This window comes from Streptomyces sp. URMC 127 (assembly GCF_051386535.1).
GTDB lineage: Bacteria > Actinomycetota > Actinomycetes > Streptomycetales > Streptomycetaceae > Streptomyces.
The window spans coordinates 1-25,271 of the sequence record NZ_JBPQTW010000095.1; the positions used below are offsets into that span (position 1 = coordinate 1).

Annotated in this window: 22 protein-coding genes and 1 riboswitch; of the genes, 10 read left to right on the forward strand and 12 right to left on the reverse strand. The window is 72.3% G+C overall.

The window, feature by feature from the left end; all coding sequences use genetic code 11:
• Nucleotides 1–33 precede the first annotated feature (33 nt).
• The 5 genes from ACSNOH_RS19515 to ACSNOH_RS19535 all read right to left on the reverse strand — a co-directional run bounded on the left by ACSNOH_RS19515 (nucleotide 34) and on the right by ACSNOH_RS19535 (nucleotide 6,145).
• On the reverse strand, nucleotides 34–1,032 hold the full coding sequence (locus tag ACSNOH_RS19515; RefSeq protein ID WP_436722652.1) for an ABC transporter permease: 999 nt from the start codon (nucleotides 1,030–1,032) through the stop codon (nucleotides 34–36).
• A 167-nt stretch (nucleotides 1,033–1,199) separates the two neighbouring features.
• The gene (locus tag ACSNOH_RS19520) at nucleotides 1,200–2,975 is read right to left on the reverse strand and encodes an ABC transporter substrate-binding protein (RefSeq protein ID WP_436722653.1); all 1,776 of its coding nucleotides are present in this window, start codon (nucleotides 2,973–2,975) and stop codon (nucleotides 1,200–1,202) included.
• A 129-nt stretch (nucleotides 2,976–3,104) separates the two neighbouring features.
• Entirely contained in the window at nucleotides 3,105–4,103 is a 999-nt protein-coding gene (locus tag ACSNOH_RS19525) for an ABC transporter permease (protein ID WP_436722654.1), read from the reverse strand.
• A 327-nt stretch (nucleotides 4,104–4,430) separates the two neighbouring features.
• Nucleotides 4,431–5,171: an enhanced serine sensitivity protein SseB C-terminal domain-containing protein gene (locus tag ACSNOH_RS19530; protein ID WP_436722670.1), complete on the reverse strand. Its 741-nt coding sequence runs from the start codon at nucleotides 5,169–5,171 to the stop codon at nucleotides 4,431–4,433.
• Nucleotides 5,172–5,317: 146 nt separating this feature from the next.
• Nucleotides 5,318–6,145 carry an enhanced serine sensitivity protein SseB gene (locus ACSNOH_RS19535; protein ID WP_436722671.1) on the reverse strand — a complete coding sequence of 276 codons (828 nt, stop codon included), beginning with the start codon at nucleotides 6,143–6,145 and terminating at the stop codon, nucleotides 5,318–5,320.
• A gap of 247 nt (nucleotides 6,146–6,392) precedes the next feature.
• Here ACSNOH_RS19535 and ACSNOH_RS19540 point away from each other — a divergent pair, with 247 nt between their 5' ends.
• Nucleotides 6,393–6,944, forward strand: a complete 552-nt coding sequence (locus ACSNOH_RS19540; RefSeq protein WP_436722655.1) for a hypothetical protein — start codon at nucleotides 6,393–6,395, stop codon at nucleotides 6,942–6,944.
• A gap of 31 nt (nucleotides 6,945–6,975) precedes the next feature.
• Here ACSNOH_RS19540 and ACSNOH_RS19545 read toward each other — a convergent pair whose 3' ends face one another.
• A complete protein-coding gene (locus ACSNOH_RS19545) occupies nucleotides 6,976–7,641 on the reverse strand; it encodes an AAA family ATPase (RefSeq protein WP_436722656.1) in 666 nt (221 codons plus the stop codon).
• Between the two features lie 163 nt (nucleotides 7,642–7,804).
• A riboswitch (glycine riboswitch) is annotated at nucleotides 7,805–7,912 on the forward strand.
• 147 nt (nucleotides 7,913–8,059) lie between these two features.
• On the opposite strand from ACSNOH_RS19545, the gene gcvT reads away from it, so the two are divergent.
• The 4 genes from gcvT to ACSNOH_RS19565 all read left to right on the forward strand — a co-directional run bounded on the left by gcvT (nucleotide 8,060) and on the right by ACSNOH_RS19565 (nucleotide 12,509).
• Nucleotides 8,060–9,175 carry a glycine cleavage system aminomethyltransferase GcvT gene (gcvT, locus tag ACSNOH_RS19550; RefSeq protein WP_436722657.1) on the forward strand — a complete coding sequence of 372 codons (1,116 nt, stop codon included), beginning with the start codon at nucleotides 8,060–8,062 and terminating at the stop codon, nucleotides 9,173–9,175.
• 85 nt (nucleotides 9,176–9,260) lie between these two features.
• Nucleotides 9,261–9,641 (forward strand): glycine cleavage system protein GcvH, encoded by a 381-nt coding sequence (gene gcvH, locus ACSNOH_RS19555; protein ID WP_436722658.1) that lies wholly within the window; start codon nucleotides 9,261–9,263, stop codon nucleotides 9,639–9,641.
• Between the two features lie 46 nt (nucleotides 9,642–9,687).
• The gene (gene glyA, locus ACSNOH_RS19560) at nucleotides 9,688–10,950 is read left to right on the forward strand and encodes a serine hydroxymethyltransferase (RefSeq protein WP_436722659.1); all 1,263 of its coding nucleotides are present in this window, start codon (nucleotides 9,688–9,690) and stop codon (nucleotides 10,948–10,950) included.
• Nucleotides 10,951–11,126: 176 nt separating this feature from the next.
• Nucleotides 11,127–12,509 (forward strand): L-serine ammonia-lyase, encoded by a 1,383-nt coding sequence (locus ACSNOH_RS19565; RefSeq protein WP_436722660.1) that lies wholly within the window; start codon nucleotides 11,127–11,129, stop codon nucleotides 12,507–12,509.
• Nucleotides 12,510–12,560: 51 nt separating this feature from the next.
• On the opposite strand, the gene ACSNOH_RS19570 is transcribed toward ACSNOH_RS19565, so the two are convergent.
• Nucleotides 12,561–13,394 (reverse strand): hypothetical protein, encoded by an 834-nt coding sequence (locus tag ACSNOH_RS19570; protein WP_436722661.1) that lies wholly within the window; start codon nucleotides 13,392–13,394, stop codon nucleotides 12,561–12,563.
• A gap of 188 nt (nucleotides 13,395–13,582) precedes the next feature.
• On the opposite strand from ACSNOH_RS19570, the gene ACSNOH_RS19575 reads away from it, so the two are divergent.
• Nucleotides 13,583–14,152, forward strand: a complete 570-nt coding sequence (locus ACSNOH_RS19575) for a ricin-type beta-trefoil lectin domain protein (RefSeq protein WP_436722662.1) — start codon at nucleotides 13,583–13,585, stop codon at nucleotides 14,150–14,152.
• Here ACSNOH_RS19575 and cutA read toward each other — a convergent pair.
• Nucleotides 14,139–14,483 (reverse strand): divalent-cation tolerance protein CutA, encoded by a 345-nt coding sequence (gene cutA / locus ACSNOH_RS19580; RefSeq protein ID WP_436722663.1) that lies wholly within the window; start codon nucleotides 14,481–14,483, stop codon nucleotides 14,139–14,141. The genes ACSNOH_RS19575 and cutA overlap by 14 nt on opposite strands.
• A gap of 85 nt (nucleotides 14,484–14,568) precedes the next feature.
• Between cutA and ACSNOH_RS19585 the strand changes: the two genes are divergently transcribed.
• On the forward strand, nucleotides 14,569–14,880 hold the full coding sequence (locus ACSNOH_RS19585) for a hypothetical protein (RefSeq protein ID WP_436722664.1): 312 nt from the start codon (nucleotides 14,569–14,571) through the stop codon (nucleotides 14,878–14,880).
• Nucleotides 14,881–14,917: 37 nt separating this feature from the next.
• Here ACSNOH_RS19585 and ACSNOH_RS19590 read toward each other — a convergent pair whose 3' ends face one another.
• The 4 genes from ACSNOH_RS19590 to ACSNOH_RS19605 all read right to left on the reverse strand — a co-directional run bounded on the left by ACSNOH_RS19590 (nucleotide 14,918) and on the right by ACSNOH_RS19605 (nucleotide 18,418).
• Nucleotides 14,918–15,133, reverse strand: a complete 216-nt coding sequence (locus ACSNOH_RS19590) for an EF-hand domain-containing protein (RefSeq protein ID WP_436722665.1) — start codon at nucleotides 15,131–15,133, stop codon at nucleotides 14,918–14,920.
• A 416-nt stretch (nucleotides 15,134–15,549) separates the two neighbouring features.
• A complete protein-coding gene (locus ACSNOH_RS19595) occupies nucleotides 15,550–16,158 on the reverse strand; it encodes an ATP-binding protein (protein WP_436722672.1) in 609 nt (202 codons plus the stop codon).
• Between the two features lie 206 nt (nucleotides 16,159–16,364).
• On the reverse strand, nucleotides 16,365–17,132 hold the full coding sequence (locus ACSNOH_RS19600; RefSeq protein ID WP_436722666.1) for an enoyl-CoA hydratase/isomerase family protein: 768 nt from the start codon (nucleotides 17,130–17,132) through the stop codon (nucleotides 16,365–16,367).
• 116 nt (nucleotides 17,133–17,248) lie between these two features.
• Nucleotides 17,249–18,418 carry a L,D-transpeptidase gene (locus tag ACSNOH_RS19605; protein ID WP_436722673.1) on the reverse strand — a complete coding sequence of 390 codons (1,170 nt, stop codon included), beginning with the start codon at nucleotides 18,416–18,418 and terminating at the stop codon, nucleotides 17,249–17,251.
• 425 nt (nucleotides 18,419–18,843) lie between these two features.
• Here ACSNOH_RS19605 and glgX point away from each other — a divergent pair, with 425 nt between their 5' ends.
• The 3 genes from glgX to ACSNOH_RS19620 all read left to right on the forward strand — a co-directional run bounded on the left by glgX (nucleotide 18,844) and on the right by ACSNOH_RS19620 (nucleotide 25,022).
• The gene (glgX, locus tag ACSNOH_RS19610) at nucleotides 18,844–21,213 is read left to right on the forward strand and encodes a glycogen debranching protein GlgX (RefSeq protein WP_436722667.1); all 2,370 of its coding nucleotides are present in this window, start codon (nucleotides 18,844–18,846) and stop codon (nucleotides 21,211–21,213) included.
• Between the two features lie 63 nt (nucleotides 21,214–21,276).
• On the forward strand, nucleotides 21,277–23,166 hold the full coding sequence (locus tag ACSNOH_RS19615; RefSeq protein WP_436722668.1) for an ABC transporter ATP-binding protein: 1,890 nt from the start codon (nucleotides 21,277–21,279) through the stop codon (nucleotides 23,164–23,166).
• A complete protein-coding gene (locus ACSNOH_RS19620) occupies nucleotides 23,163–25,022 on the forward strand; it encodes an ABC transporter ATP-binding protein (protein ID WP_436722669.1) in 1,860 nt (619 codons plus the stop codon). The genes ACSNOH_RS19615 and ACSNOH_RS19620 overlap by 4 nt, the downstream gene beginning before the upstream one ends.
• Nucleotides 25,023–25,271 lie beyond the last annotated feature (249 nt).

Genomic DNA, 25,271 nt, shown 5'->3' on the forward strand with positions numbered 1-25,271 from the left:
CCCCCGGGCCGGGGGCGGGGGCGGGGGCGGTGGTCACGAGAGCCTCACTCGGGGGTCGATCACGGCGTACAGGAGGTCCACGACGAGGTTGGCGAAGACGACGGCCGAGGCGGTGATGAGCGTGACGCCGAGGATCATCGGCAGGTCGCGCTCGTTGATGGCGGCGACCGCGGCCTGGCCGAGGCCGGGCAGGCTGAAGGCCGTCTCGGTGAGGATGGCGCCGCCGACCAGCGCCCCGAGGTCCATGCCGAGCACGGTGAGGATGGGCGTCATGGTGGAGCGCATCGCGTGCTTGCCGATGACGACGGGCTCGGCGAGCCCCTTGGCGCGGGCGGTGCGGATGTAGTCCTCGCCGAGCACCTCCAGCATGGTGGCGCGGGTCAGCCGCGCGTACATCGCCGCGTAGAGGAAGGCGAGGGTGACCCAGGGCAGGATCAGGCCGCCGAACCAGCTCCCGGGGGCCTCGGAGAAGGACGTGTACTCGCCGCCGACCCAGCCGAGCTTGTACTTGAAGACCGCGAGCGAGAGCAGGGCGGTGAAGTAGATCGGCAGGGAGACGCCGCCGAGCGCGACGGTCATGGCGGTGCGGTCCCAGACGGTGCCGCGCTTGAGGGCGGAGACGACGCCGGTCAGGACGCCGCCGGTGACCCACAGCACGCAGGCGCCGCCGGCGAGCGAGAGGGTGACGGGCAGCCGGCTCGTCAGCTCGGGCCAGATGGGGTTCTCGTGCTTGAACGAGTAGCCGAAGCAGGGCGCCGGGCAGTCGACGGTGCCGTTCGCGCTGGAGTAGTCCCGGCCGGCGAAGATCCCGCTGACGAAGTCCCAGAACTGTTCGAGGATCGGCTTGCCGAGCCCCAGCTTCTCGCGGATGCCCTCGATGGCCGCCGGATCCGCCTGCTTGCCGATGTACAGCAGCGCGGGGTCGGACCCGGTGAGCTTCGGGATCGCGAAGAAGATGCCGAAGGTCACGAGGATGACCACCAGCAGCATCACGATGACGGCGAACAGCCGCCTGACGATGTAAGCGAACACTGCGGTCGGCCCGGCGGCGGCCCGGAGGCGCCCCCCTGGGGAAGAGGGGGGCGTCCCCGGCCGTCGCGCTCGGCCCTCACCTGCCCTTCGGGCCTAGCGGCGGGTGCGCCGGCGGAGCGGACGGTCTGTCACTGGCTCTGGCTCTGTCACTGGCTCTGCCGGACGGGTCACTTGACGACGCCCAGCGAGGCGTAGTCGTAGCGGCCGTTGTAGGCGTCGGCCGTGTAGACGTTGGTCAGCCGGGAGCTGCGCCAGATGATGTTCTTCTCGTACGTGAAGGGCAGGTACCAGGCGCCCTCCATGACCTTCTTGTTGGCCTCCTGGTAGATCTTCCCGGCCTTCTCGACGTCGGTCTCGGCGATGGCCTCGTCGAAGGTCTTGTTGATCGCGGGGTCGTCGAGCTCGGGGTAGTTCTGGTTGCCGCTCTGCTGGACGAAGCGGCCGTCGGCGATCGGCTGGAGGTAGCCCTGGCCGCTGGGGAAGTCGGAGCCCCAGCCCATGATGATGATGCCGTAGCCCTTGGCCTTGACGTTCTGCGGCGAGCCGATGATGCCGGTGCTCTGCGCGCCGTCGTACTTGTCGATCTGCGCGTCGATGCCGACGGCCTTCAGGGACGCCTGGAGCGACTCGGCGGTGGCGACCTCCTGCGCCTTGTTGTTGCGCACCGCGATCGTCGTCTTGAAGCCGTCGGGCTTGCCGCAGGCCTTCAGCTCCTCCTTGGCCTTGGCCACGTCCGGCTTGCCCTGCTTGATGTTGTACGGGTCGTACGCCGGGTCGAAGCCCTTGACCGCGGGCGGCAGCATGCTGATGCCGAGGTCGCCGCCGGCCTGGGGGCCGCCGCGCGCGGTCTGCAACGAGGTGTGGTCGGCGCCGTAGATGACGGCCTTGCGGCAGTGCTCGTTGTCGAACGGGGCGACGGTCTTCGGGAAGGCCGCGTAGCGGATGAAGCCGGTCTGCGGGTTGTCGACGTTGCCCTTGTACTCCTTGAGGGCCTTCTGCCGGCCCGCCGAGCCCATGCCGGTGGCGTTGATGTCGAGGTCGTAGTCACCCTTGATCAGCCGGTTGTCCATGTCGTCGGCGTTGGTGATCAGCGTGACGGAGATCTTGTCCGGCAGGGCCTTGCGGACCGGGTCGGAGTCCTTGTTCCACTTGTCGTTGCGGACCAGCTCCAGGCCCCTGTTCGGGGTGTACGAGACCCACTTGTACGGCCCGTTGGAGAACGGCTTCTGGCCGTAGCGCTCGGCGGTGTCCTTGTCCGGGCGGACCGGCGCCGCGGCGGGCATCGCGATCATCTGCAGGAAGTCGCCGTTGGGCTTGGGCAGTTTGAAGACGATCGTCTTCTCGTCCGGCGTCTCGATCGCCTTCAGCCCCAGCTTGTCCTTGGTCTCGTCCTTGTACGGGCCCTTGTACGTCTTCTCCGGGTCCAGGACCTGCATCAGCCAGGTGGGGCCGCCGGAGATCTTGTCGGTGGCCCAGGTGCGCTCGATGCCGTACTTGACCTGCTGGGCGGTGACGGGCTGCCCGTCCTCCCAGGTCACCCCGGGCCGCAGGGTGAAGGTGTAGGTCTTCTTGTCGTCCGAGACCTTGCCGGTGTCGGTGGCCAGGTCCGGCACGAGCTCGGTGCTCCCGGCTCCGGCGGCCGGCTTCGAGGTGATCAGCGTGCGGGCGTAGTAGCGGGCGAAGTCCCACATGAACCCGTAGTAACCGCGCTGCGGGTCCCAGGAGTCGGCGTCCTGCGTGCCGATGAACTTCAGCTCGCCGCCCTTCTTGTCGGACGCGTTCGCGATCTTGCCGACCGCGGCGTTGAAGCCCGCGCCCTTGCCGTCGCCGCCGTCGCTCTTGCTGCTGCCGCCGCTGCCGCAGGCGGCCGTCGTGACCAGGGCCGCGACCACGAGGGCCGCCCCGGCGGCGGACCTCCGCCTTGCAGTTCTCTGTGTTCTCAAGGTGTCGCGACCTCCGTGATCGTCGCCGCCCGGGCAGGGCCGGCGGGTTTGCGGACGTGCGCCTCCTGACGGGTCGGCAGGGGCGGTTGGGACACGAACGGAACGGCGGGTGCGGGCCCTCGGCGCGCGCTAGCGCGACCCCTTGGGGTCCAGGGCGTCCCGGACACCGTCGCCGAAGAGGTTGAACGCGAGGACCGTGACGAAGATGGCGAGACCCGGGATGATCATGAAGAGCGGGTCCGCCTCGTAGTGGTCGACGGCTCTGGCGAGCATCTCGCCCCACGATGCCGTGGGGGGCTTGACTCCGGTACCGAGGAAGCTGAGGGCGGCCTCGGTGAGGACGTTGGTGGGGATCATCAGCGTGGTGTACACGGTGATCGGCGCGACCAGGTTGGGCAGCAGCTCGCGGAAGAGGATGTAGCCGCGGCCCGCGCCGAGGCTGCGCGCGGCCTCGACGTACTCCCGCTCCCTGAGCGAGAGGGTCTGGCCGCGCACGATGCGCCCGATGTAGGGCCAGCCGAAGAAGCCGATGACGGCGATCAGCACGCCCATGCGCACGCCCGAACCGGTCAGCCCCCACAGGGAGTCGGGGACCACCGACACCAGCGCGATGATGAACAGCAGCTGCGGGAAGGCCAGCAGGAGGTCCATGACCCGGCTGATCACGGCGTCGACCCAGCCGCCGAAGAAGCCGGCCACGATGCCGAACACCGTGCCGATGGCGACCGCGACGACGGCGGACAGGAAGGCCACGAGGAGCGAGACCCGGGCCCCGTAGACGATGCGGCTGAAGACGTCGCGCCCGTTGGTGGGCTCGACGCCGAAGAGGAAGTCCGAGCTGATGCCGCCCCAGTCGCCCTTGGGCGTGCTGAAGAGGGGGTCGATCTGGTCCTCGTGGAACTCGTTGGGCGGGTGGCCGAGCGCGCCCACGATCAGCGGGGCGAAGACCGCCACGAGGACGAGCAGCAGCACGACGGCGCCGCCGGTCAGGGCGAACTTGTCGCGCTTCAGCCGCACCCAGGCGATCCGCCAGGGGGACCGGCCCTCGATCGCCTTGGCGGGGACGTCGGCGGCGAGGTCGACGGCAGCGGTCTGCGCCGCGTCCGTGTCGTGCAGTGGTGCCGTCATCGTCTGGTGGACCCCCCTCGGCCGGCGCTCGCCGGCCCAACGCCCGCCGCGCATGCGGCTGGTTCACATCACTGGTGCGAAAGGTGCGATGGTGCGAGAAGTTGCGGGACGTGCACGCGGAGCTGGTCGTACGCAGGACCCCAAGTCCTTGTGGCGGGAGTCTTCAACGCCTTCGCGATCACCCGCCAGACCCGGTCGGCAAAGGATGCGCAACCGTGATGTGTCCAGGGGAGTTCCGTTATACGGACAACCGTGATCGGCCTTCGGGGCACGCGGCGGGCGGCGGGGCGCGCGGAGATCCCTCCGGCGGCCCTGCCGGAGGAGCCGTCAGTAGGCGCCGGTCTGCGGGGGGTAGCCGTAACCGGAAGGAGCGGCGGGCGCGCCGTGGGCGTCGCGGTCGTAGAACGGGCGGGCGTTGGCGCGCATCCACATCGCGACCGGGTCGTGCTCGTCCGACATCGCGACCGTGGACACCGGCAGGCCGTCGGGCACCGCGCCGACCGACTGCTGCATCATCAGCCGCACGGACGCGACGGCGCCCGGCGAGGTGTCGTAGAGGTCCAGGCCGATGGCCAGGTACGCGCTGCCGAGGGCGGGCTGCACCCAGGCGCGGCGCAGCGAGCGCACCGCGGGGGTGCGGTGGGCGTTCTGCCCGAGGAGGGCGTAGAACTGCGGGATCTCCACGCCGGGCTCGCTCAGGCGCAGCGGCCCGGCCGGCAGCCGGTCCAGGCCGCCGGCGATGCGGCGCAGGTCGAGCCACGGGACGCCGACGCCGCCGCCGGGCGCGTGCGGGTTGAGCCACAGGCCCCAGCGGCCGGGGTAGAGGGCCTCGGCGACGGCACGGCCGGAGATCACCTCGTGCGCGCGGTTCCAGCCGCTCGCGGCGAGCTCCTGGGCCGACGTCACGCACGGGGCGTAGCCGAGCCCTTCGACCTCCATGTTGCCGTACTGGGCGTCGGGCGAGCCGGCCTGGCCGTGCCAGAGCAGCATCCAGACCCGGCCCTCCGCCAGCGACCGCAGCAGCGCCTCGTAGGCGTCGTACCGGCCGGGCGCCACTTGGCGCAGCATCTGCTCCACGCCGCTCTCCGCGCCCGCGCTCACCTGGGTCCGCCTCTTCTCTCGGCCTTGACTGCTGCTGCGACCCGGGGAGCGCAGGGCGCGCCCCCGTGTCGTCCGACCAGCTTACGAGCCCGCCGCGGCGGACAGGGGAGGAGTCACAGGTCGCGGTCGTAGAACGGACGGATCCGGTCGCGCATCCAGTCGCCGACCGGGTCCCGCGCGACGTCGAGGAAGACCAGCTGGACGGGCCAGGGCACGGGCACGGAGCCGAGGGCGCGGCCGAGGCCGTCCAGCGCCGCGGTGCGGCTGTCCGGGTCCGGCAGGTCGAGCTCGACGCCGATGAACAGCGCGGGGGCGGCGCCCTCGATGCTGGCGAGGGCGCGGCGCGCGGTCCGCACGACCCGGGCGGCGGCGAACTCCAGGCCCGCGGCGGCCAGGAAGGCCGTCGGCTCGTCCTGCCAGTCGGGCTCGAAGAGGCGCACGCGGCCGCCGGTGGGGTCGCCGTCCAGGAGGGTGCGGCCGGCCCGGCACAGCTCGGCGACGGCCGGCGGGGGCAGCGGGGCGCCCACGGAGCCCTCGGGGTTGACGACGATGCCGACCTGCGGGGGCAGGCCGCGGGCGAACTCGACGGCGGGCGCCACCGCGTACGGCATGCGCTCGCCCGCGACGCGCAGGAGCTCGCCCTCGGAGCTGAAGACGGGCACGAAGGCCGCGCCGTCGAGCTCCAGGGTGGGCACGTCGAGGTCGGGGCTGTCCTGGCCGCCGCCGGCCGGGAGCGGGATCCAGACGTGGCTGCGCCCGAGCGCCTCCACGATGCGGGGGCCGGCGCCGGGCACGCCCACGGAGGCGGCGAGCACCTCTTCGAGCTCGTTGGCGGGCCAGCCGGGGGCGCTGCCGGCGGGGGCGCCGGCCGTGGGCGCGCCGCCTGCGGGCGCGCCGCCGGGCGCCGGGTTCCAGCCGCCGTGCTGCCCGGGGATGCTCATCTCGTCCAACTCGTCCAACGCCGTCCAACCACCGTCTCGACAAGGCCGCACCCGCACCCTAACGGCTGAACCCCCGCCCGCTCCCGCGGGGCGCCGAAATGGGCGGTGATGTCCCAGGTCAGGCGGTGCCGGACCGGTGGCCGCCGAGCCGTCTGCGGGGACCGACCGTGGCCATCGGGTTGCGCAGGGCCACCGCGCGTCCGACGGTGACCGGGTAGCCGCCCGATCGCCGAAGGGACGCCTGAGCATGCGTGTCACCAAGTTCGCCGCCTCGGCGATAGCCGTCGTCGCCTGCGGTTCGGTCGCCGTGGCCGTCGCGGGCCCGTCCCTGGCCGCCGTGAACGCGCCCGACCCCGACATGTCGGTCGTCGTGCCCCCGGCCGCGGTGCCGAAGACGGCCGCGGCCCAGCAGCAGCTCGACGCGGTGGGGCAGCTGGGAGAGGCGCTCACCCTGTTCTCCCGGATCGGCAAGGAGGCGCAGTCGAAGACGCCGGACGTGGACGCGCTCAAGGAGATGCAGCAGCGGCTGCAGTCGGCGACGGGGCGGCTCGGCGACTCCCTGAGGCAGTACCCGCCCGGGAGCACAGGGCGCCCGGCGACGGATCCCGTGGGCGACGTGCAGGACCTGCTGAGGAAGCTGGGGGCGGCGGTCCGGAAGCTGGTCGGCGCGGCGGAGAGGAACGATTCGGCGGGCGTCCAGGCGGCGATCAACGAGGCCCTGTCCGTGGTGAAGGACCTCCTGGCGAAGCTCCCCCTGGCGGGCGGCGGCATGCCGCTGCCGACGCCGCTGCCGCTGTAGCGGGCGGGCGGTGCCCTGCGCCTCCTGCCGCCTACCCGAACGTGATCTCCCCGAGCGCCTCCGCCGCCCCGCGGTCCAGGAGGACCGCCGACGCAACGCCCGCCGGCAGGCGGCCCGCCGCGAGGTCCGCCGTCAGGCGGGCCATCGCCCGGCGGTGCTTGCCGAACGCGTGCGGCGAGACGCCCCGCCCCCGCGCCGCCTGCCCGGCCAGCGCCGCGGCCGGCGGCACGTCGAGGAGCAGGAGGTGGGCCGCCGCGGCCCGGCGGCGGGCGTCGCGCGCGACCCAGCGGCGCACCCACCCCCGCTGCCCGCAGTCGTGCACGACGACGCTCGCGCCGGAGCGCAGGGCGCGCCGCAGCGCCGCGTAGTGGGCGAGCCGGGCGAGGGGCCGGTAGGCGCCGTAGGGCAGCCGGGCGGGCGCGCGCCGCTCCAGCCGCTCGCGGGCGTCCTGGGAGTCGACGCACCACACGACGCCGTCCCGGGCGTCCAGCGCGGCCACCGCGCGCCGGATGAGCGTGGACTTCCCGCTCCCGGGCAGCCCCGAGACGATCAGCAGGTCGCCCGCGGGGAAGCGCAGCTGCGCAGGACCTGCGCCGCCGCGCAGGTCCAGCACCCCGGCCGGGGGCAGCGCCGGCGGCGCCGGAGGCCCCTGCGCCGCGGCCGACCCCGCTGCCGGTGCTGCCGGTGCTGTTCCCATCGGTTCTGCCCTCCCCCGGGCCGGTCACTGCCCGTCACCGGCCCCTACCCACGGAACGTAAAGGCAAGGTAATCGAATTCGAGGCCCGCCAGGCAGTCCGCATCGCGCTCGTACGTGCAATGATGTGCGCGCCAACTGCGAATCCAACTGCATACCGGCCGCTCGAATCCGCGCGGGAGAGTCCCAGCCGGCACGCCACGTCGTGCACGCTGGGCGCCGAAGGAGCAAGTTCCTCCCTTGAATCTCTCAGGCCCCGTACCGCGCGGACGAGGCAGATCTGAAAAGCGGGCCGCCGCGTGCGGCTCCACCCAAGGTGCAAGCCGGCCCCCCGCGTGTCGCGGTGGCTTCCGGTGAACCTCTCAGGTTCCGATGACAGATGGGGAGGACGTCCTCACTGCCATGTCCGGGAGCCCACACCATGACCGACACCCCTCGCCGCACCGCCCTCGACGCCCTGCACCGCGAGCTCGGCGCGACCATGACCGACTTCGCCGGCTGGGACATGCCGCTGCGCTACGGCAGCGAGCGCGACGAGCACGTCGCGGTCCGCACCCGCGCGGGCCTCTTCGACCTCTCGCACATGGGCGAGATCACCGTGACCGGCCCGCAGGCCGCCGCCCTGCTGGACTACGCCCTGGTCGGCAACATAGGGAGCGTCACCACCGGCCGCGCCCGCTACACGATGATCTGCCGTGAGGACGGCGGCATCCTCGACGACCTGATCGTCTACCGCCTGGCCGAGACCGAGTACATGGTCGTGGCCAACGCCTCCAACGCGCAGACGGTGCTCGACGCGCTGACCGAGCGCGCCGCCGGCTTCGACGCGCAGGTCCGCGACGACCGCGACGCGTACGCGCTCCTCGCCGTCCAGGGCCCGGCCTCGCCGGGCATCCTGAAGTCGCTGACGGACGCCGATCTGGACGGCCTGAAGTACTACGCGGGCCTGCCGGGCACCGTCGCGGGCGTCCCGGCCCTGATCGCCCGCACCGGCTACACCGGCGAGGACGGCTTCGAGCTGTTCGTCGCCCCGGGCGACGCCGAGAAGCTGTGGAAGGCCCTCACGGAGGCCGGTGCGGACGCCGGCCTCGTGCCCTGCGGGCTGTCCTGCCGCGACACGCTGCGCCTGGAGGCGGGCATGCCGCTGTACGGCCACGAGCTGACGACCGCGACCACCCCGTTCGACGCGGGCCTGGGCCGGGTCGTGAAGTTCGAGAAGGAGGGCGACTTCGTGGGCCGCGCCGCGCTGCGGGCGGCCGCGGAGCGGGCCGAGGCGCAGCCGCCGCGCAAGCTCGTCGGGCTGATCGCCGAGGGCCGCCGCGTGCCGCGGGCCGGTTTCGCGGTGGTGGCGGGCGGCGAGGTCGTCGGCGAGGTCACCTCCGGCGCCCCCTCCCCCACGCTCGGCAAGCCGATCGCCATCGCCTACGTGGACGCGGCGCACGCCGAGCCCGGCACGGCGGGCGTGGCCGTGGACATCCGCGGCAGCCACGAGCCCTACGAGGTCGTCGCCCTGCCCTTCTACAAGCGGCAGCGCTAGGGCTTTCCCGGATTCCGGAGCCCTCTCGTCCCACCTGTCAAGACCCGTTGCACAAGCACTCACGCGCATCCAGGAGAATCTAGCCATGAGCAACCCCCAGCAGCTGCGCTACAGCAAGGAGCACGAGTGGCTGTCGGCCGTCGACGCGGACGGCGTGGCCACGGTCGGCATCACCGAGTTCGCCGCCAACTCGCTCGGTGACGTCGTCTTCGCCCAGCTCCCGCCCGTCGGTGACACCGTCACCGCGGGCGAGTCCTGCGGCGAGCTGGAGTCGACCAAGTCGGTCAGCGACCTGTACTCCCCGGTGACCGGCGAGGTCACCGAGGCCAACCAGGCCGTGGTGGACGACCCCGCGCTGGTGAACACCGCCCCCTTCGAGGGCGGCTGGCTGTTCAAGGTGAAGATCACGGACGAGCCGGCGGACCTCCTCTCCGCCGCCGAGTACGACGCCTTCACCGCAGGCTGACCTCGCCCTCACCTCCTCCTCCGCCCAGGAAGTCCAGGAAGAACTCATGTCGCTTCTGAACAGCTCCCTCCATGAGCTCGACCCCGACGTCGCCGCCGCTGTCGACGCCGAACTCCACCGCCAGCAGTCCACCCTCGAAATGATCGCCTCGGAGAACTTCGCTCCGGTCGCGGTCATGGAGGCCCAGGGCTCGGTCCTCACCAACAAGTACGCCGAGGGCTACCCCGGCCGCCGCTACTACGGTGGCTGCGAGCACGTCGACGTCGTCGAGCAGATCGCCATCGACCGGATCAAGGCGCTCTTCGGTGCCGAGCACGCGAACGTCCAGCCGCACTCCGGTGCGCAGGCCAACGCCGCCGCGATGTTCGCGCTGCTCCAGCCGGGCGACACCATCCTGGGCCTGAACCTGGCCCACGGCGGGCACCTGACCCACGGCATGAAGATCAACTTCTCCGGCAAGCTCTACAACGTGGTCGCCTACCACGTCGACGAGCAGACCAACCTGGTCGACATGGAGGAGGTCGAGCGCCTCGCCAAGGAGCACCGCCCGAAGCTGATCGTCGCCGGCTGGTCGGCGTACCCGCGCCAGCTGGACTTCGCGGCCTTCCGCCGGATCGCCGACGAGGTCGGCGCGTACCTGATGGTCGACATGGCCCACTTCGCGGGCCTCGTCGCCGCCGGGCTGCACCCCTCCCCGGTGCCGCACGCGCACGTCGTGACCACCACCACGCACAAGACCCTCGGCGGCCCGCGCGGCGGTGTGATCCTCTCCACGGCCGAGCTGGCCAAGAAGATCAACTCTGCCGTCTTCCCCGGTCAGCAGGGTGGCCCGCTGGAGCACGTGATCGCCGCGAAGGCCGTCTCCTTCAAGGTCGCGGCCAGCGAGGAGTTCAAGGAGCGCCAGCAGCGTACGCTGGAGGGCGCGAAGATCCTGGCCGAGCGCCTGGTGCAGGCCGACGTCGCCGAGGCGGGCGTCTCCGTCCTCTCCGGCGGCACGGACGTGCACCTGGTGCTGGTGGACCTGCGCAACTCCGAGCTGGACGGCCAGCAGGCCGAGGACCGTCTCCACGAGGTCGGCATCACGGTCAACCGGAACGCCATCCCGAACGACCCGCGGCCCCCGATGGTCACCTCGGGCCTGCGCATCGGCACGCCGGCGCTCGCCACGCGCGGTTTCCAGGCGGAGGACTTCCGTGAGGTTGCCGACATCATCGCCGAGGCGCTGAAGCCGTCCTACGACGCGGAGGCCCTGCGCGGCCGCGTCACGGCCCTGGCGGACAAGCACCCGCTGTACCCCGGGCTGAAGTAACACATCGGCATCCGATTCACCCGCTTGTACGGGGCACCGGGCACACTGAAGAGTGAGCGCCCGGTGCCCCGCACCACGCGCCCCGTACCACCGGGTGCGCCCCCAGGGCTCGCCCCTCGGGGCCCACCCCCCAGCACCACCCCGTACCACCTCCAAGCAGACAGGGAGCAGCCACCGTGGCCATCTCCGTTTTCGATCTCTTCTCGATCGGCATAGGCCCGTCCAGCTCCCACACGGTCGGCCCCATGCGGGCCGCGCTGATGTTCACGCGGCGGCTGAAGAACGAGGGCCTGCTGGCCCACACCGCCTCCGTGCGGGCCGAGCTCTTCGGCTCCCTCGGCGCCACCGGCCACGGCCACGGCACCCCCAAGGCCGTCCTGCTGGGCCTGGAGGGCTACTCCCCGCGCACGGTCGACGTCGAGCTGGCGGACACCGAGGTCGAGCGGATCCGCGAGTCGAAGCGGCTGCGACTGCTCGGCGCGGAGATCGGCAGCACCCACGAGATCGACTTCGACGAGTCGACGCAGCTGATCCTGCACCGCCGCCGCTCCCTGCCGTACCACGCCAACGGCATGACCCTCTTCGCCTACGACGAGGCCGGCGCCCCCCTGCTGGAGAAGACCTACTACTCCGTCGGCGGCGGCTTCGTCGTGGACGAGGACGCGGTCGGCGAGGACCGCATCAAGCTGGACGACACCGTCCTCAAGTACCCCTTCCGCACCGGTGACGAGCTGCTGCGCCTCTCCCGCGAGACGGGCCTGTCGATCTCCGCGCTGATGATGGAGAACGAGAAGGCCTGGCGCACGGAGACGGAGATCCGCGAGGGCCTCCTGGAGATCTGGCGCGTGATGCAGGGCTGCGTCTCGCGCGGCCTGTCCCGCGAGGGCATCCTGCCGGGCGGCCTGAAGGTCCGCCGCCGCGCCGCGAACACCGCCCGCCAGCTGCGCGCCGAGGGCGACCCGCAGGCCCGCGCCATGGAATGGATCACGATCTACGCCATGGCCGTCAACGAGGAGAACGCCGCGGGCGGCCGCGTCGTGACCGCGCCCACCAACGGCGCCGCCGGCATCATCCCGGCCGTCCTGCACTACTACATGAACTTCGTGCCGGGCGCGGACGAGGACGGCATCGTCCGCTTCCTGCTCGCCGCGGGCGCGATCGGCATGCTCTTCAAGGAGAACGCCTCGATCTCCGGCGCCGAGGTCGGCTGCCAGGGCGAGGTCGGCTCGGCCTGCTCCATGGCCTCCGGCGGCCTCGCCGAGGTGCTCGGCGGCTCCCCCGAGCAGGTGGAGAACGCCGCCGAGATCGGCATGGAGCACAACCTGGGCCTGACCTGCGACCCGGTCGGCGGCCTGGTGCAGATCCCGTGCATCGAGCGCAACGGCATGGCCGCCGCGAAGGCGGTCACCGCGGCCCGCATGGCCCTGCGCGGCGACGGCCGCCACCACGTCTCCCTCGACAAGGTCATCAAGACCATGAAGGAGACGGGCGCGGACATGAGCGTCAAGTACAAGGAGACGGCACGCGGCGGCCTCGCCGTGAACATCATCGAGTGCTGATCTGCTGACGACGGGCGGGGGCCGGATCCCGGCCCCCGCCCGTCGCGTGTCCTACAGCTTGTTGCCGGGCAGGTCCTTGGCGACCTCCAAGGCCTCCTTCTCGGTGGCCGTGTCCGCGGCCGGCGGCGGCTGGATCTTCAGGTCCGCGCCGTAGTCGCTGTACTCGTCGGCCCTGCGGTACTCGCCCTTGGAGCCCTTGCCCGACTCCTCGGTCTTGACGATCACGCCGTCCTTGTCCGCCCAGACGCCGACGGCGACCTTCTCCAAGCCCTCGTCCTTGCGGGTCTTCACGTAGAAGTCGCGGTCCTTCTCCTTCATGGCGTCGCCCTTGTACGCGGCGAGCCGGGACAGGACGACAGTGCCCTCGTAGTGGGCTGCGCGGCGGCCGCCGACCGTCTCGACACCCGTGTTCCTGACGTCTTCGGCGGTGGCGAGCGCGGACGCCGTCAGGACGAAGGGCTCGGACGCATCCGGGTCCTCGGCACCCTTCATGTCGAGCGTCCACCACTTCTTGCCCGGGATCTTCGCCGTGTTGACGTACATCTTGTCGTCCACGTAGATGACGTGGGAGACGCCGTCCGGCGCATCGGCGGTCTTCGGCCCCACGTCCTTGCCGTCGGAGGCGTCGGGCTTCACCTGGTAGGCGCCTTCGGTGGTGAACTCACCCTCGTGGTTCTTCCGCATCCCCTTGGTGCGGTAGGTGTTCTGCTCCGCCCCCTTGGCCACAGCCGCCTTCAGAGCCGTGACCGGGTCAGCCGTCTTGAGCGCCGTGTCGGCACCGGCATCATCCTTCTGCCGGCCGGCGCCGCCGCCACCGCACGCGGCCAGGCTCAGGGCGAGCGCGATCCCGGTGGCCGCCACGACGCTCTTACGTATCGCCTTCAAGTGTCTGAACTGTCCTTTGTCCGTACTTCGTCACTTCGTAAAGTTTTGGCCGAGGATATCCCGAGTGATCACGAGGGGCCGAGTGAAAATGACCATGACCGGAAACACCGTGTCAGCGCCCCGGCGCCGTCAGTAGTGTCAACGCCCTCGTTCCGTTGCGTTCACCCCTTGATGGAGGAGCCTTCGCCATGCGCCATCCCCTCCGCGCCACCGCAGCGATCCTCGGCGCCGTCGCCGCCCTCGGCGTCGCGGCACCCACGGCCGGCGCCGACGCCGGATCCACGCCCCCCGCGCCCGGCGGCGCCGTGCGCATCCACAACGGCGCGCACGGCGGCTGCCTGACCGCCGAAGGGTCCGGCTACCGCGACCCGCACGGCGCACCGCGGCCCTGGCTGGTGGCCCTGCAGCCGTGCCGGGAGTCCGGGCGGGCGGCCCAGACCTGGGTCTACAGCTCCGCCACGCACCAGTTCTCCTCGCAGGCCCAGCCCTACCGCTGCATCGCCACCGGCAGCGGCAGACCGGGCGCGCTACTGGTGACCGCGCCGTGCGACGCGGACGCGGCGGAGCAGCGCTTCCGCACCGGGCCGGCCGGCACGGCCGGGCGGCTGAAGGTGGTCGCGGAGGCGGACGGCCGGATCTGGGAGCAGGCCGCCCACCGCACCGGCACCTCGCGCGACGCCACGGGCGAGGGGGTGCGGGCGGTCCGGGATCCGGGCTCCGCGGGCGCCGAGCGGAGCTGGCTCCTCAGCGGCGGCTGACGCGCGTTCCGGCCCGAAGCCACGCGAGGTACTCGTCGCTGCCCGCCGTGACGGGGGTGGCGATGATCTCCGGGGTGTCGTAGGTGTGCTCGCTCTTGATGCGGAGTTCGAGCTCGCGGTAGCGGTCGGCGGTGGTCTTGTAGAGGACGCGCCACTCGGTGTCGCTCTGCACGCCGCCCTGCCAGCGGTAGACGCTCGTGACGGGGCCGTCGATCTGCGCGCAGGCGGCGAGCCGCGCCTCGACGGCGGCGGCGGCGAGGTGCCGGGCGCGCTCCTCGCTGTCGGTCGTCGTCATCACGGCGAGGTACTGGGTGTCCTGGGCCTCCGGCATGGCGCCGACCGTACCGCAGAGGGCCGCGCGGCGGGCGGCGGGCGGCGGGGCCGCGTTGTCAGTGGCGGCGGTTAGGCTCGCAGGCATGAGTTACGCAGACCTGCGCGAACTCCAGAGCGCGCTCACCACCGCCTCGGACATCGCCTTCTCCCTCGACGCCGCCGCGCCCGCGCCCCATGAGGCCGAGCAGCTGGTGGACGCCCTGCGCAGGGCGCTGACCGCGGCGAGCGCCCTGGGCGGCGGGCTGGGGGCCACGGGCTGCTCGGAGCACCCCAAGGGCCCCGTGGATCCCCTCTACGGGGACAAGAACGACCCCTTGCCGCCGGGCTGGGGCCGGTGCCTGCTGTGCAACGACCGGCGGCGGCGGGCCGGGGCGCAGCGGCGCGGCTGGCGCTGACCGGCCGCGGCTGCTGCGCCGCCCGTCCCCGTGCGGCTCAGCCCTTGTTGACGGACGCCCAGAACTCGTCGAAGGACATGAGGCGGTCGCCGTTGGCGTCCTTGGAGTCGATGATCGACTGGGCGACGGTCTCGGTGACGTAGTGGTCGCCGAGCTGCGCCATGGCCTTCTTGTACTCGGCGGCCGTGACGAACCCGTCGCCGTCGATGTCGAACTTGGCGAACGTCTCGCGTGCGCTCTCGATGTCAGCCATGGGAGCCTCCCCTTTTTGGTGTGCTGTGCCGGTGCGGCGTTGTGACCCGGCACAGAGTAGCGGCCCCTTTGCGAACATCTGATCACGGCCGGGCATCACTCTCCGTAATTCCGCATAAAAATAAGCGATCCCCATGATCTATTCGCCAAATTCAAGGCACGTGGCTCAGCTCACCTTTGATTTCCGAGAGAAATGGGACCCCTTGCCCGAATTGAACAGATAGCGGTTTTGGCTGGAAGGCGCCCCGTCTGCCATAGTCGTAACACCACGACCCCTCATTGACCCGAGCCCGGTCGTCCACACGCCGCGGAACACACCCCAATTCTCCGCGGCGCACGAAGAGGCCCCCGCTCCGCCGCACGCCGGCGGATGGGGGCCTCTTCGTTTGCGGGCCTCTTCGTTTGCGGGCCTCTGCGTCAGCGGTCGGCGACGCGCATCTCGAACCACGTGGTCTTGCCGCGCGCCAGCAAATCCACTCCCCAGCGGTCGGAGAGCTTGTTGACGAGGAACAGGCCACGGCCGGTGGTGTCGAGCTCGCGCACGGGCATGAGGCAGGGCAGCCCCCGGGAGGGGTCGCGGACCTCTATCCGCATCCAGCCCCTCCGGCGCAGCATCCGCAGGCCGAAGTAGCGCGCGCCCGTGTGCCGTACGGCGTTGCCGACGAGCTCGGAGACCAGCAGGACGGCGTGTTCGGTCAGCTGGCCCGACAGGCCCCAGTGGCGCAGCACCACCGTCTGGGTGAGCCGCCGCGCGGCGACGGCCGACTCCGGGCGGGAGGGCAGGCGCACCTCGCCCTGCGTGGGGTTGCCGTACAGATCGAGCGCCCTGAGCGCCAGTTCGTCCTCCACGGTCGGCGACCAGCGGACAGCGGCCGTGCCTCCCCGCTGCCGTGGCTGCTCCGTTCCCTCCAGGCCCGCCATGCCCCCATGATGGCCGCCGCAAGCACGGCCGGGGCCGGAACCCGGGGATTCACCTGACCGGAAGGAACTGCTCCGAGGCGCCGCGACGACATATGCCAAGGGCAGGCGATCTCCCCGAAACCGCTACTGACCTGCGGCGACCACGGCCTGAGGAAAGGTCTGCGAAGGGGGCCGGACGAGCCGTCGCGCGTGGGCGTGCACGGCGCGTAATTCCCCCACAAGAGGCACCCCGGGTGGACACCGGCACGACCCCGCGTCAACACCGGTGCGGGCGGCGGCTCGCTCACGAACCGCCGCCAACCGGCCGGGGATCAGACGAACTTGGCCTTACCCGGTCCGTCCTCGACAAAGCTGCGCATACCGATCTCGCGGTCCTCGGTCGCGAACAGCCCGGCGAACCAGTTCCGTTCGATGGCGAGCCCGGTGTCGATGTCGGTCTCCAGACCGGTGTCCACGGCCTCCTTGGCGGCGCGCAGCGCCAGCGCGGGGCCGGCGGCGAGCCGCGCCGCCCACGCGTGCGCCTGCTCGTAGACCTCGGCGGCGGGCATGACGCGGTCGACCAGGCCGAGGGAGAGCGCCTCGTCGGCCTTGACCTGACGGCCGGTGAAGATGAGGTCCTTGGCCTTGGACGGACCGATCAGGCGCGACAGCCGCTGGGTGCCGCCCGCGCCGGGGATCAGGCCGAGCAGGATCTCGGGCTGGCCGAGCTTGGCGTTGTCGGCGGCGATCCGGAAGTCGGCGCAGAGCGCGAGCTCGCAGCCGCCGCCGAGGGCGTAGCCGGTGACGGCGGCGACGACGGGCTTGGGGATGCGGGCGACGGCCGTGAAGGCGTCCTGGAGGCCGCGGGACCGCGCCACCATCGCGGCGTGGTCCATCTTCTGCATCTCCTTGATGTCCGCGCCGGCGGCGAACACCTTCTCCCCGCCCCACAGGACGACGGCCCGGACGTCGTCGCGCCGGGTGGCCTCCTCGGCCAGCTCGCGGAGGCGGTCCTGGGTGGCGATGTCGAGCGCGTTCATCGGCGGGCGGTCCAGGCGGACGGTGCCCACGCCGTCGGCAACCTCAAGATGCACAGTCATGGCGCTCAGGTTAGCCCCGGTTAACGCCGAGCGGCCCGGTGCGCTCGGTCACAAGCGCACCGGGCCGCGGGGCACCGGGTGAAGGGACGTTTCCGTCCCCTCCGTCGGTCCGGTCGTCAGCCTGCCTGGGGGCTGCTCTTGCCCCACTCCGACCACGGCATGTTCCAGCCGTTGAGGCCGTTGTCCGGCTTGATCGTCTTGTCGTCGGAGTTCTTGACGATCACGACGTCGCCGACGAGGGAGTTGCTGAAGAACCAGGCGGCCGGGGTGTTGGGGTCGCCGCCGCCGCGCTCGTCCTCCAGGCCCACGCAGCCGTGGCTGGCGTTCGCCGAACCGAAGGTGGACGACCCGGACCAGTAGTTGCCGTGCAGGAAGGTGCCGGAGGTGGACAGGCGCATCGCGTGCGGCACGTCCGGGATGTCGTACTCGCCCTTGCCGTCGCCGTTGGTGAAGCCGACGGTGGCGCCGTTCATGCGCGTCACCTCGTGCTTCTCGCTGATGACCATCTGGCCGTTGTACGTGGGGTTGGCGGGGGCGCCGGCGGAGATCGGGATCGTCTTGAGCGGCTTCCCGTCGCGCTCGACCGTCATCTGGTGGGACTTGGCGTCGACCGTGCTGACCTGGCTGCGGCCGATGGTGAACTTCAGCTTCTTGTTCTGCGAGCCGTACACGCCCGGGCGGCCCTGGACGCCGTCGAGGTTCAGGTCGACCGTCACCTTGGTGCCGGGGGCCCAGTACTTCTCGGGGCGGAAGTCGAGGCGGTCGTTGCCGAACCAGTGCCCCTTGACCTCGACCGCGGGCTCGGCGGTCACCTTGACGGCACGCTCGACGGCCTTGGGGTCGGTGATGCCGCGGCTGAAATTGATCGATACGGGCATGCCCACGCCGACCGTGCTGCCGTCCTCCGGCGTGAAGTAGCCGACGAAGGTGTTCTGCGGCGTGAGGGTCGTGAACGACGCGTGCTTGGCCGACGGGCGGCCGTCCTTGTCCTTGGCCAGCGCGTCGACGGTGTACTGCGTGGAGGCGCCGAGGTGCGCCGTCGGCTCCCAGGCCCTGCCGCCGTCAAGGATCTTGCCCTCGACCGTGCGGCCCTTGGCGTCGGCGACCTTCACCGACGTCAGGCTGCCCTTGTCCACGGTCACCTTGAGCTTGCCGGACGTCTCGACGTTCTTCGCGCCGTCGTCCGGCGCGATGGCCACGACGGCCTCCGACGGGCCGTCCGGCACCTTCTTGGCGCCGCCCTTCTTCCCGTCGTCGTCACCGCCGCAGGCGGTGACCAGCAGCATCAGCGCGCCGAGCAGCAGCGCGAACAGCCCCTTGCGGCGGGCTGCGCGCCTGCTCGGTATCAGCTGCACGTTCAAATCGGTTGTCTCCCCTCGCACGGCCCGCGGCCACGCGGCGCCCCCGGAGCGCGGCTCACGCGCTGGCGATAGATAACCACAGGGCTCCGGCGCCGCCGCCCCGTGCTATGTCACCGTTCGGTCCCAAATGGGAACGGTGGTACGAGACATGCGGCAGGGGTGATCCCCGTGGCTGAAGGTGAGCATCATAATCCGGCCACCTGAGTGCTCCGGCCCGGGGTGACGGAGGGTACGGCCCTGTGAGCGCGCGCTTGCTTCTGGGCAGAACTGGGGCAGGACGAGGACCGCGCCGCCCGGCACGGGACGCCGGGCGCCCGGCGCGCTGCCCGAGAGCCGCCGGAGGCGAAGACGTGTCCAGCGCATCCCAGCAAGAGGCGGAACGGGGAGACGAGTCCGGCGGCGGCCGGGCCCGGCGCCCCGCGGCCCGGCCGGAGACGACCGCCGGCCGGGTCAACGGCCGCTCCCGCCCGGAGCCGGCCCCGCGGCCGCCCGCCGGCCCCGCCGTGTGGCCCGGCAGCCCCGAGCCGCTCGGAGCCCGCTTCAAGCCCGCCGCCGGGGGTGCCCCGGCGGGGACGAACTTCGCCCTGTGGGCCGGCGGCGCGGAGGCCGTCGAACTGTGCCTGTTCGACGGCGGGCCCGGCGGCGCAGGAGACGCCCCGGAGGGCGGCTTACGGCTGCCCCTGACCGAGCTGACCCACGAGATATGGCACGGCTTCGTCCCCGGCGTCCTGCCGGGCCGCCGCTACGGCTACCGCGTCCACGGCCGCTGGGACCCCTGGACGGGTGCCCGCTGGAACCCCGCCAAGCTGCTCCTGGACCCCTACGCCCGGGCGGTCGACGGCGACTTCTCCCTGCCTCCCGAGGTGTACGGGCACGTGCGCGACTGGCCCCAGCGGCACGTCGCCGACACCGTCCGCGACGAGCGCGACTCGGCCCCGTACGTGCCCAAGGGCGTGGTCGTGGCGGACGGCGACGACTGGGCGGACGACCAGCGCCCCAAGACGCCGTGGCCCGACTCGGTCATCTACGAGCTGCACGTGCGCGGCTTCACCAAGCTCCACCCGGGGATCCCCGAGGAGCTGCGCGGCACGTACGCCGGGCTCGCGCATCCGGCGGCCGTCGAGCACCTGGTGCGGCTCGGGGTGACGGCCGTGGAACTGCTGCCGGTGCACCAGTTCGCGCACGAGGACCACCTGCTGGGGCGCGGCCTGCGCAACTACTGGGGCTACAACTCCATCGGATACTTCGCGCCGCACGCCGGCTACGCGGCGACCGGGACGGACGGCCGGCAGGTGGGCGAGTTCAAGCGCATGGTGCGGGCCCTGCACGCGGCCGGCATCGAGGTCATCCTGGACGTCGTCTACAACCACACCGCCGAGGGCGGCGAGCTGGGCCCCACGCTGTCCCTGAAGGGCATCGACAACCGCCGCTACTACCGGCTCCAGGCCGACCGCCGCCGCTACGCCGACTACACCGGCTGCGGCAACACCCTGCACGTCGTCCAGCCGAACGTCCTGCGGCTGATCACCGACTCCCTGCGCTACTGGGTGACGGAGATGGGCGTCGACGGCTTCCGCTTCGACCTCGCGGCGGCCCTGGCCCGCTCCATGCACGACGTCGACATGCTCTCGCCGTTCCTGGCCGTCATCGCCCAGGACCCGGTGCTGCGCCGGGTCAAACTGATAGCCGAGCCGTGGGACGTGGGCACGGGCGGCTACCAGGTGGGCGCCTTCCCCCCGCTGTGGACCGAGTGGAACGACCGCTACCGCGACGCCGTGCGGGACTACTGGCGCGGCGCGCTGCCCGACGTGCGCGACCTCGGCTACCGGCTGGCCGGCTCCAGCGACCTCTACGCCTGGGGCGGGCGCCGCCCGTACGCCTCGGTCAACTTCGTCACGGCCCACGACGGCTTCACGCTGCGCGACCTGGTGAGCTACGAGCACAAGCACAACGAGGCCAACGGCGAGGGCAACCGCGACGGCAGCGACGCCAACCGGTCCTGGAACTGCGGCGCGGAGGGCCCCACCGACGACCCGGCCGTGCTGGCGCTGCGGCGGCGGCAGCTGCGGAACCTGCTGACCACGCTGCTGCTGTCGACCGGCGTGCCGATGCTGCTCGCGGGCGACGAGATGGGCCGCACCCAGGGCGGCAACAACAACGCGTACTGCCAGGACAACGAGACGAGCTGGACGGACTGGTCGCTGCTGGCGGACCCGGGCTGGCGCGCGCTCGCCGACCTGTGCGGCCGGCTCCTCGCGCTGCGCCGCGCGCATCCCGTGCTGCGCAGCCGCGCCTTCTTCTCGGGCCGGCCGCAGAGCGCGGACGGGCTGCGGGACCTCGCCTGGTTCACGGCGGCGGGCACGGAGATGACGGAGGCCGACTGGTACGCGCCGGCGGCGACGCTCGGGATGTACCTCTCGGGGCGCGACATCCCGCAGCGCGGGCCGCAGGGCGAGCCGGTCACGGACGACAGCTTCCTCGCCGTGCTCCACGCGGGGGCGCGGGACGTGGCGTTCACGCTGCCGGGGCCGCCGTGGGCGGCCGCGTACGAGCTGCTCGTGGACACGGCGCGCGAGGAGCAGGGGGCGGCGCCGGGCGAGCGCCGTGCTGCCGGGAGGAGCGTCACGGTGGGGGCGCGTTCGGTGCTCCTGTGGCGGGTGGCGACGGAGGGCTCCGAGGGGCCGGAACCGGGACCGGAAGCTCCAATTCTGTTGCGCTAAGCGGACCTTGGGGGTGAAAAACCACGTGAGCGTTGTCAGTGGCGAACCGTAGTCTCGCTCCTGATGACAGAGACCCGTGAACCCCCCGAACCTTCCCGTCCGGACCGGAGCCGCTCCGCCGTCCGCTCCCTGCTGCGCCTGTGGCCCTACGTGCGCCCCGTGCGCGGCAGGCTGGCCACGGCCGCCGCGGTGACGATCGTCGCGTCGTGCGCCGGCCTGGCGATCCCGCTCGCGCTCAAGTGGATCGTGGACGGCCCGGTCGCCGGCGGCGACCCGTCCGGCGTGTGGCTGGGCGGCGGGCTGGTGCTCCTGCTCGGGCTGCTGGAGGCGTTGCTGTTCGCGGTGCGCCGGTTCGTCACCGCGCGCCCGCTCGCCCGGGTCGAGGCGGTCATGCGGGCGGACCTCTACGGACACCTGCAGCGGCTGCCGGTCGCCTTCCACGACCGGTGGGCCTCGGGCCAGCTGCTCTCGCGCGCCACGACGGACCTGACGCTGCTGCGCATCTTCCTCGCCTTCCCCCTGACCTTCCTGCTGGTCAACGGGGCGACGATCGTGGCGGGCTTCGTCGTCCTGCTGATACAGCAGTGGGTGCTGGGCCTGGTGCTGCTCGCCCCGGTGGTGCCGCTGGTGATCCTCTGCGCGTATTTCGAGGAGCGCTACTCCCGGGCCGCGCGCACCGCCCAGGACCAGTCCGGCGACCTCGCGACGGTCGTCGAGGAGAGCGTGCTCGGCATCCGCATCATCAAGGGCTTCGGCCGCCACCGCGGCCAGGAGCGGGCCTTCGCCGCGCTCGCGGGGCGGCTGCGCGGCACCGAGCTGCACAAGGCCCACCTGCTCGGGCTGCTCTGGGCGTTCATCATGAGCCTGCCGGAGCTGGCGATCGGCGCGGCGCTGGTGCTCGGCGTGCTCCAGGTCGCCGACGGCGACCTGTCGGCGGGCACGCTGGTGGCGTTCCTCTCGACGGCCCTGGCGCTGCGCTGGCCGGTGGAGTCGATCGGCTTCCTGATCGCGATCGCCAACGAGGCGGCCACGGCCGCCGACCGCTACTTCGAGGTCATGGACGCCCCCGTGCCGCGGCAGGAGACCGCCTCCCGGGCCGCGGGCGTCCCGCCTCAGGGGAAGGCGCGGGGGAAGCCGGAGGGCAAGCCGCAAGGGGAGCCGCAGGAGCGCGCCGGCCTGCGCCTGGAGGGCGTCGGCTTCCGCTATCCCGACGCCCCCGCGGACGCCCCGCCCGTCCTGGACGGCGTCGACCTGCACATCCGGCCCGGCGAGACGATGGCCCTCGTCGGCACCACGGGCAGCGGCAAGACGACCCTGACCGCCCTCATCCCCCGCCTCCACGAGGCGACGTGCGGGCGGATCACCCTGGACGGCCGGGACATCGCCGCCATGCCGCGCGAACGGCTGCGCGAGCTGGTCTCCGTGGCCTTCGAGGACCCGACGCTGTTCTCCGCGAGCGTCGGGGAGAACGTGCTGATGGGCGCCGACGGCGGCGGCGAGGCCGAGCTGCACCGCGCCCTGGAGGTCGCGCAGGCCGGCTTCGTGCACTCCCTCCCCGAGGGCACCCGCACCCAGGTCGGCGAGCAGGGCCTGAGCCTGTCCGGCGGCCAGCGGCAGCGGCTCGCGCTCGCCCGCGCCGTCGTCGGCGACCCGCGCTTCCTCATCCTGGACGACCCGCTGTCCGCGCTCGACGTGCACACCGAGGCGCTCGTGGAGGCGGCCCTGCGCGAGGTGCTCGCCGGCACGACCGCGCTCGTCGTCGCGCACCGCCCCTCCACGGTCCTGCTCGCCGACCGCGTGGCCCTGCTCTCCGGGGGCCGCATCGCCGCCGTGGGCACCCATTACGAACTGCTGCGCACCAGCCGGGAGTACGCCCTGCTGATGGCGGGCGACGAGGACCGCGGCGGCGCGGCGGACGCTCCGTACGCACGGCACGAGGGAGGCAGGCGATGACGACCGCCCCCGACCGGACGACCACCGGCCCGGAGCAGACGGCTCCCGGGGCCGGCCCCGCGCCGGACGACCCGTTCGACAAGGACGTCCTGCCCGCGCCGAAGGGCGCCTCCCGGGCGCTGCTGCGCTCGCTGCTCGCCCCCGCCCGCGGCCGGCTGCGGCTGAGCGCCCTGGCGCTGCTGCTCCAGCAGGCCGCCGTCCAGGCCGGCCCGCTCCTCGTGGCCGTCGCCATAGACCGGGCCGTGCCGGCCGTCCGCCGCGGCGACTACGGCCCGCTGATCGCCGTCGGCGTCGCGTACGTGGTGAGCGCCCTGGCCGCGGGCCTGCTGCAGTACGTCTTCATCCGGCTCTCGGCGCGCATCGGCCAGAACGTGCTGCTCGACCTGCGCGGCCGCATCTTCCGCCACGCCCAGTCGCTCAGCGTCGACTTCCACGAGCGCTACACCTCCGGGCGGCTCATCTCCCGGGCGACCACCGACGTCGAGTCGATCCGGGAGCTCATCAACGACGGCCTCCAGGAGCTCGTCGGCGTCTGCCTGGCCGTTGTGTACATCTCGGTCACCCTGCTCTGGCTGGACTGGGGCATCGGTGCCGTGGCCGTGCTCTCGTTCGTGCCGCTGCGGCTGCTGATGCGCTCGTACGACCGCCGGGCACGGGCCGTCTACCGCAGGCGCTCCACGGCGATCGCCGCGGTGATCGTGAAGTTCACCGAGACCATGAACGGCATCCGGCCGGTCCAGGCGTTCCGCCGCGAGCGCGCCAACGAAAGGCAGTTCGCGAAGCTCAACGAGGAGCACAAGGACGCCAACGCCGGGGCGATGCTGGAGATGGCCCGCTACGTCTTCCTCTCCCGCCTCGTGGCCAACGTGGTGCTCGCCGCGGTCGTCCTGTGGGGTGCGTACCGGGTGGCCGGCGGGGGGCTGGAGCTGGGCGTGCTCGCGGCGGCCGTGCTCTACCTGCGGCGGCTGTACGACCCGATCGACCAGCTGGGCATGTTCCTCAACTCCTACCAGGCGGCGGCGGCCTCGCTCGACAAGATCGCGGGCCTGCTGGCGCAGCGGCCGGGCGTGCCCGAGCCCGCCGAGCCGCGGGCGCTGCCGGAGCGCCGGTCCGCGATGCCCGGCCGCGAGGTCGTCTTCGAGAAGGTGCGCTTCGCCTACCGCACCGGCGGCGAGGTCCTGCCCCGCTTCGACCTGACGCTGCACGCCGGGCAGACGGTCGCCGTCGTCGGCTCGACGGGCGCCGGGAAGTCCACGCTCGCCAAGCTCCTGGCCCGCTTCTACGACCCCACGGAGGGCCGGGTGCTCCTCGACGGCGTGCCGCTGGACGCCCTCGCCGGGCCGGAGCTGCGGCGCGGGGTGGTGATGGTCACGCAGGAGGCCTTCCTCTTCTCCGGCACCGTCGCGGAGAACATCGCCATCGGCCGCCCGGAGGCAACCAGGGCGGAGATCGAGCAGGCGGCGAAGGCGATCGGCGCGCACGACTTCATCGCGGCCCTGCCGGAGGGCTACGACACCGACGTGCGCAAGCGCGGCGGCCGGATCTCCGCGGGCCAGCGCCAGCTGGTGGCGTTCGCGCGGGCGCTGCTCGCCGACCCGGCGGTGCTCATCCTGGACGAGGCCACGTCCTCGCTGGACATCCCGGGCGAGCAGGCCGTCCAGCGGGCGATGGCCACGGTGCTGCGCGGCCGCACGGCGGTGGTCATCGCGCACCGGCTGTCGACGGTCGAGATCGCGGACCGCGTCCTGGTGATGGCCGGGGGGCGCGTGGTGGAGGACGGCTCCCCGGCGGAGCTGATCGCGGGCACGGGCCGGTTCGCGGATCTGCACCGGGCCTGGCGCGACAGCCTGGCCTGACGGTTTCGCGCACGGTCACCAGCAGCGGTACGGGCTCGCCTCCGGGCGGGCCCGTACCGCTATGCGGACGCCGGTCTTTCGTCAACGGACGGATTCCGGCCAACTTGCCGCCGGGCTCCTGACACGTACATGCCCTCGGTGGCACTCTTCCCTCCACTGACGCGCGGCCTCCCCACGGCACCGCAGCCGCGCGCCGGGGTCGCTCCATCGGCACGTGCATCGCCCGCTGTCCCCGAGGCCCCCCACGCC

Excerpts from the sequence above, each read along its gene's own strand:
- ACSNOH_RS19525 (WP_436722654.1), bottom strand. The coding sequence starts at position 4,103 with ATGACGGCACCACTGCACGACACGGACGCGGCGCAGACCGCTGCCGTC.
- ACSNOH_RS19530 (WP_436722670.1), bottom strand. The coding sequence starts at position 5,171 with ATGCTGCGCCAAGTGGCGCCCGGCCGGTACGACGCCTACGAGGCGCTG.
- ACSNOH_RS19535 (WP_436722671.1), bottom strand. The coding sequence starts at position 6,145 with ATGAGCATCCCCGGGCAGCACGGCGGCTGGAACCCGGCGCCCGGCGGC.
- ACSNOH_RS19540 (WP_436722655.1), top strand. The coding sequence starts at position 6,393 with ATGCGTGTCACCAAGTTCGCCGCCTCGGCGATAGCCGTCGTCGCCTGC.
- ACSNOH_RS19545 (WP_436722656.1), bottom strand. The coding sequence starts at position 7,641 with ATGGGAACAGCACCGGCAGCACCGGCAGCGGGGTCGGCCGCGGCGCAG.
- gcvT (WP_436722657.1), top strand. The coding sequence starts at position 8,060 with ATGACCGACACCCCTCGCCGCACCGCCCTCGACGCCCTGCACCGCGAG.
- gcvH (WP_436722658.1), top strand. The coding sequence starts at position 9,261 with ATGAGCAACCCCCAGCAGCTGCGCTACAGCAAGGAGCACGAGTGGCTG.
- glyA (WP_436722659.1), top strand. The coding sequence starts at position 9,688 with ATGTCGCTTCTGAACAGCTCCCTCCATGAGCTCGACCCCGACGTCGCC.
- ACSNOH_RS19575 (WP_436722662.1), top strand. The coding sequence starts at position 13,583 with ATGCGCCATCCCCTCCGCGCCACCGCAGCGATCCTCGGCGCCGTCGCC.
- cutA (WP_436722663.1), bottom strand. The coding sequence starts at position 14,483 with ATGCCGGAGGCCCAGGACACCCAGTACCTCGCCGTGATGACGACGACC.
- ACSNOH_RS19585 (WP_436722664.1), top strand. The coding sequence starts at position 14,569 with ATGAGTTACGCAGACCTGCGCGAACTCCAGAGCGCGCTCACCACCGCC.
- ACSNOH_RS19590 (WP_436722665.1), bottom strand. The coding sequence starts at position 15,133 with ATGGCTGACATCGAGAGCGCACGCGAGACGTTCGCCAAGTTCGACATC.
- ACSNOH_RS19600 (WP_436722666.1), bottom strand. The coding sequence starts at position 17,132 with ATGACTGTGCATCTTGAGGTTGCCGACGGCGTGGGCACCGTCCGCCTG.
- ACSNOH_RS19605 (WP_436722673.1), bottom strand. The coding sequence starts at position 18,418 with ATGCTGCTGGTCACCGCCTGCGGCGGTGACGACGACGGGAAGAAGGGC.
- ACSNOH_RS19615 (WP_436722668.1), top strand. The coding sequence starts at position 21,277 with ATGACAGAGACCCGTGAACCCCCCGAACCTTCCCGTCCGGACCGGAGC.
- ACSNOH_RS19620 (WP_436722669.1), top strand. The coding sequence starts at position 23,163 with ATGACGACCGCCCCCGACCGGACGACCACCGGCCCGGAGCAGACGGCT.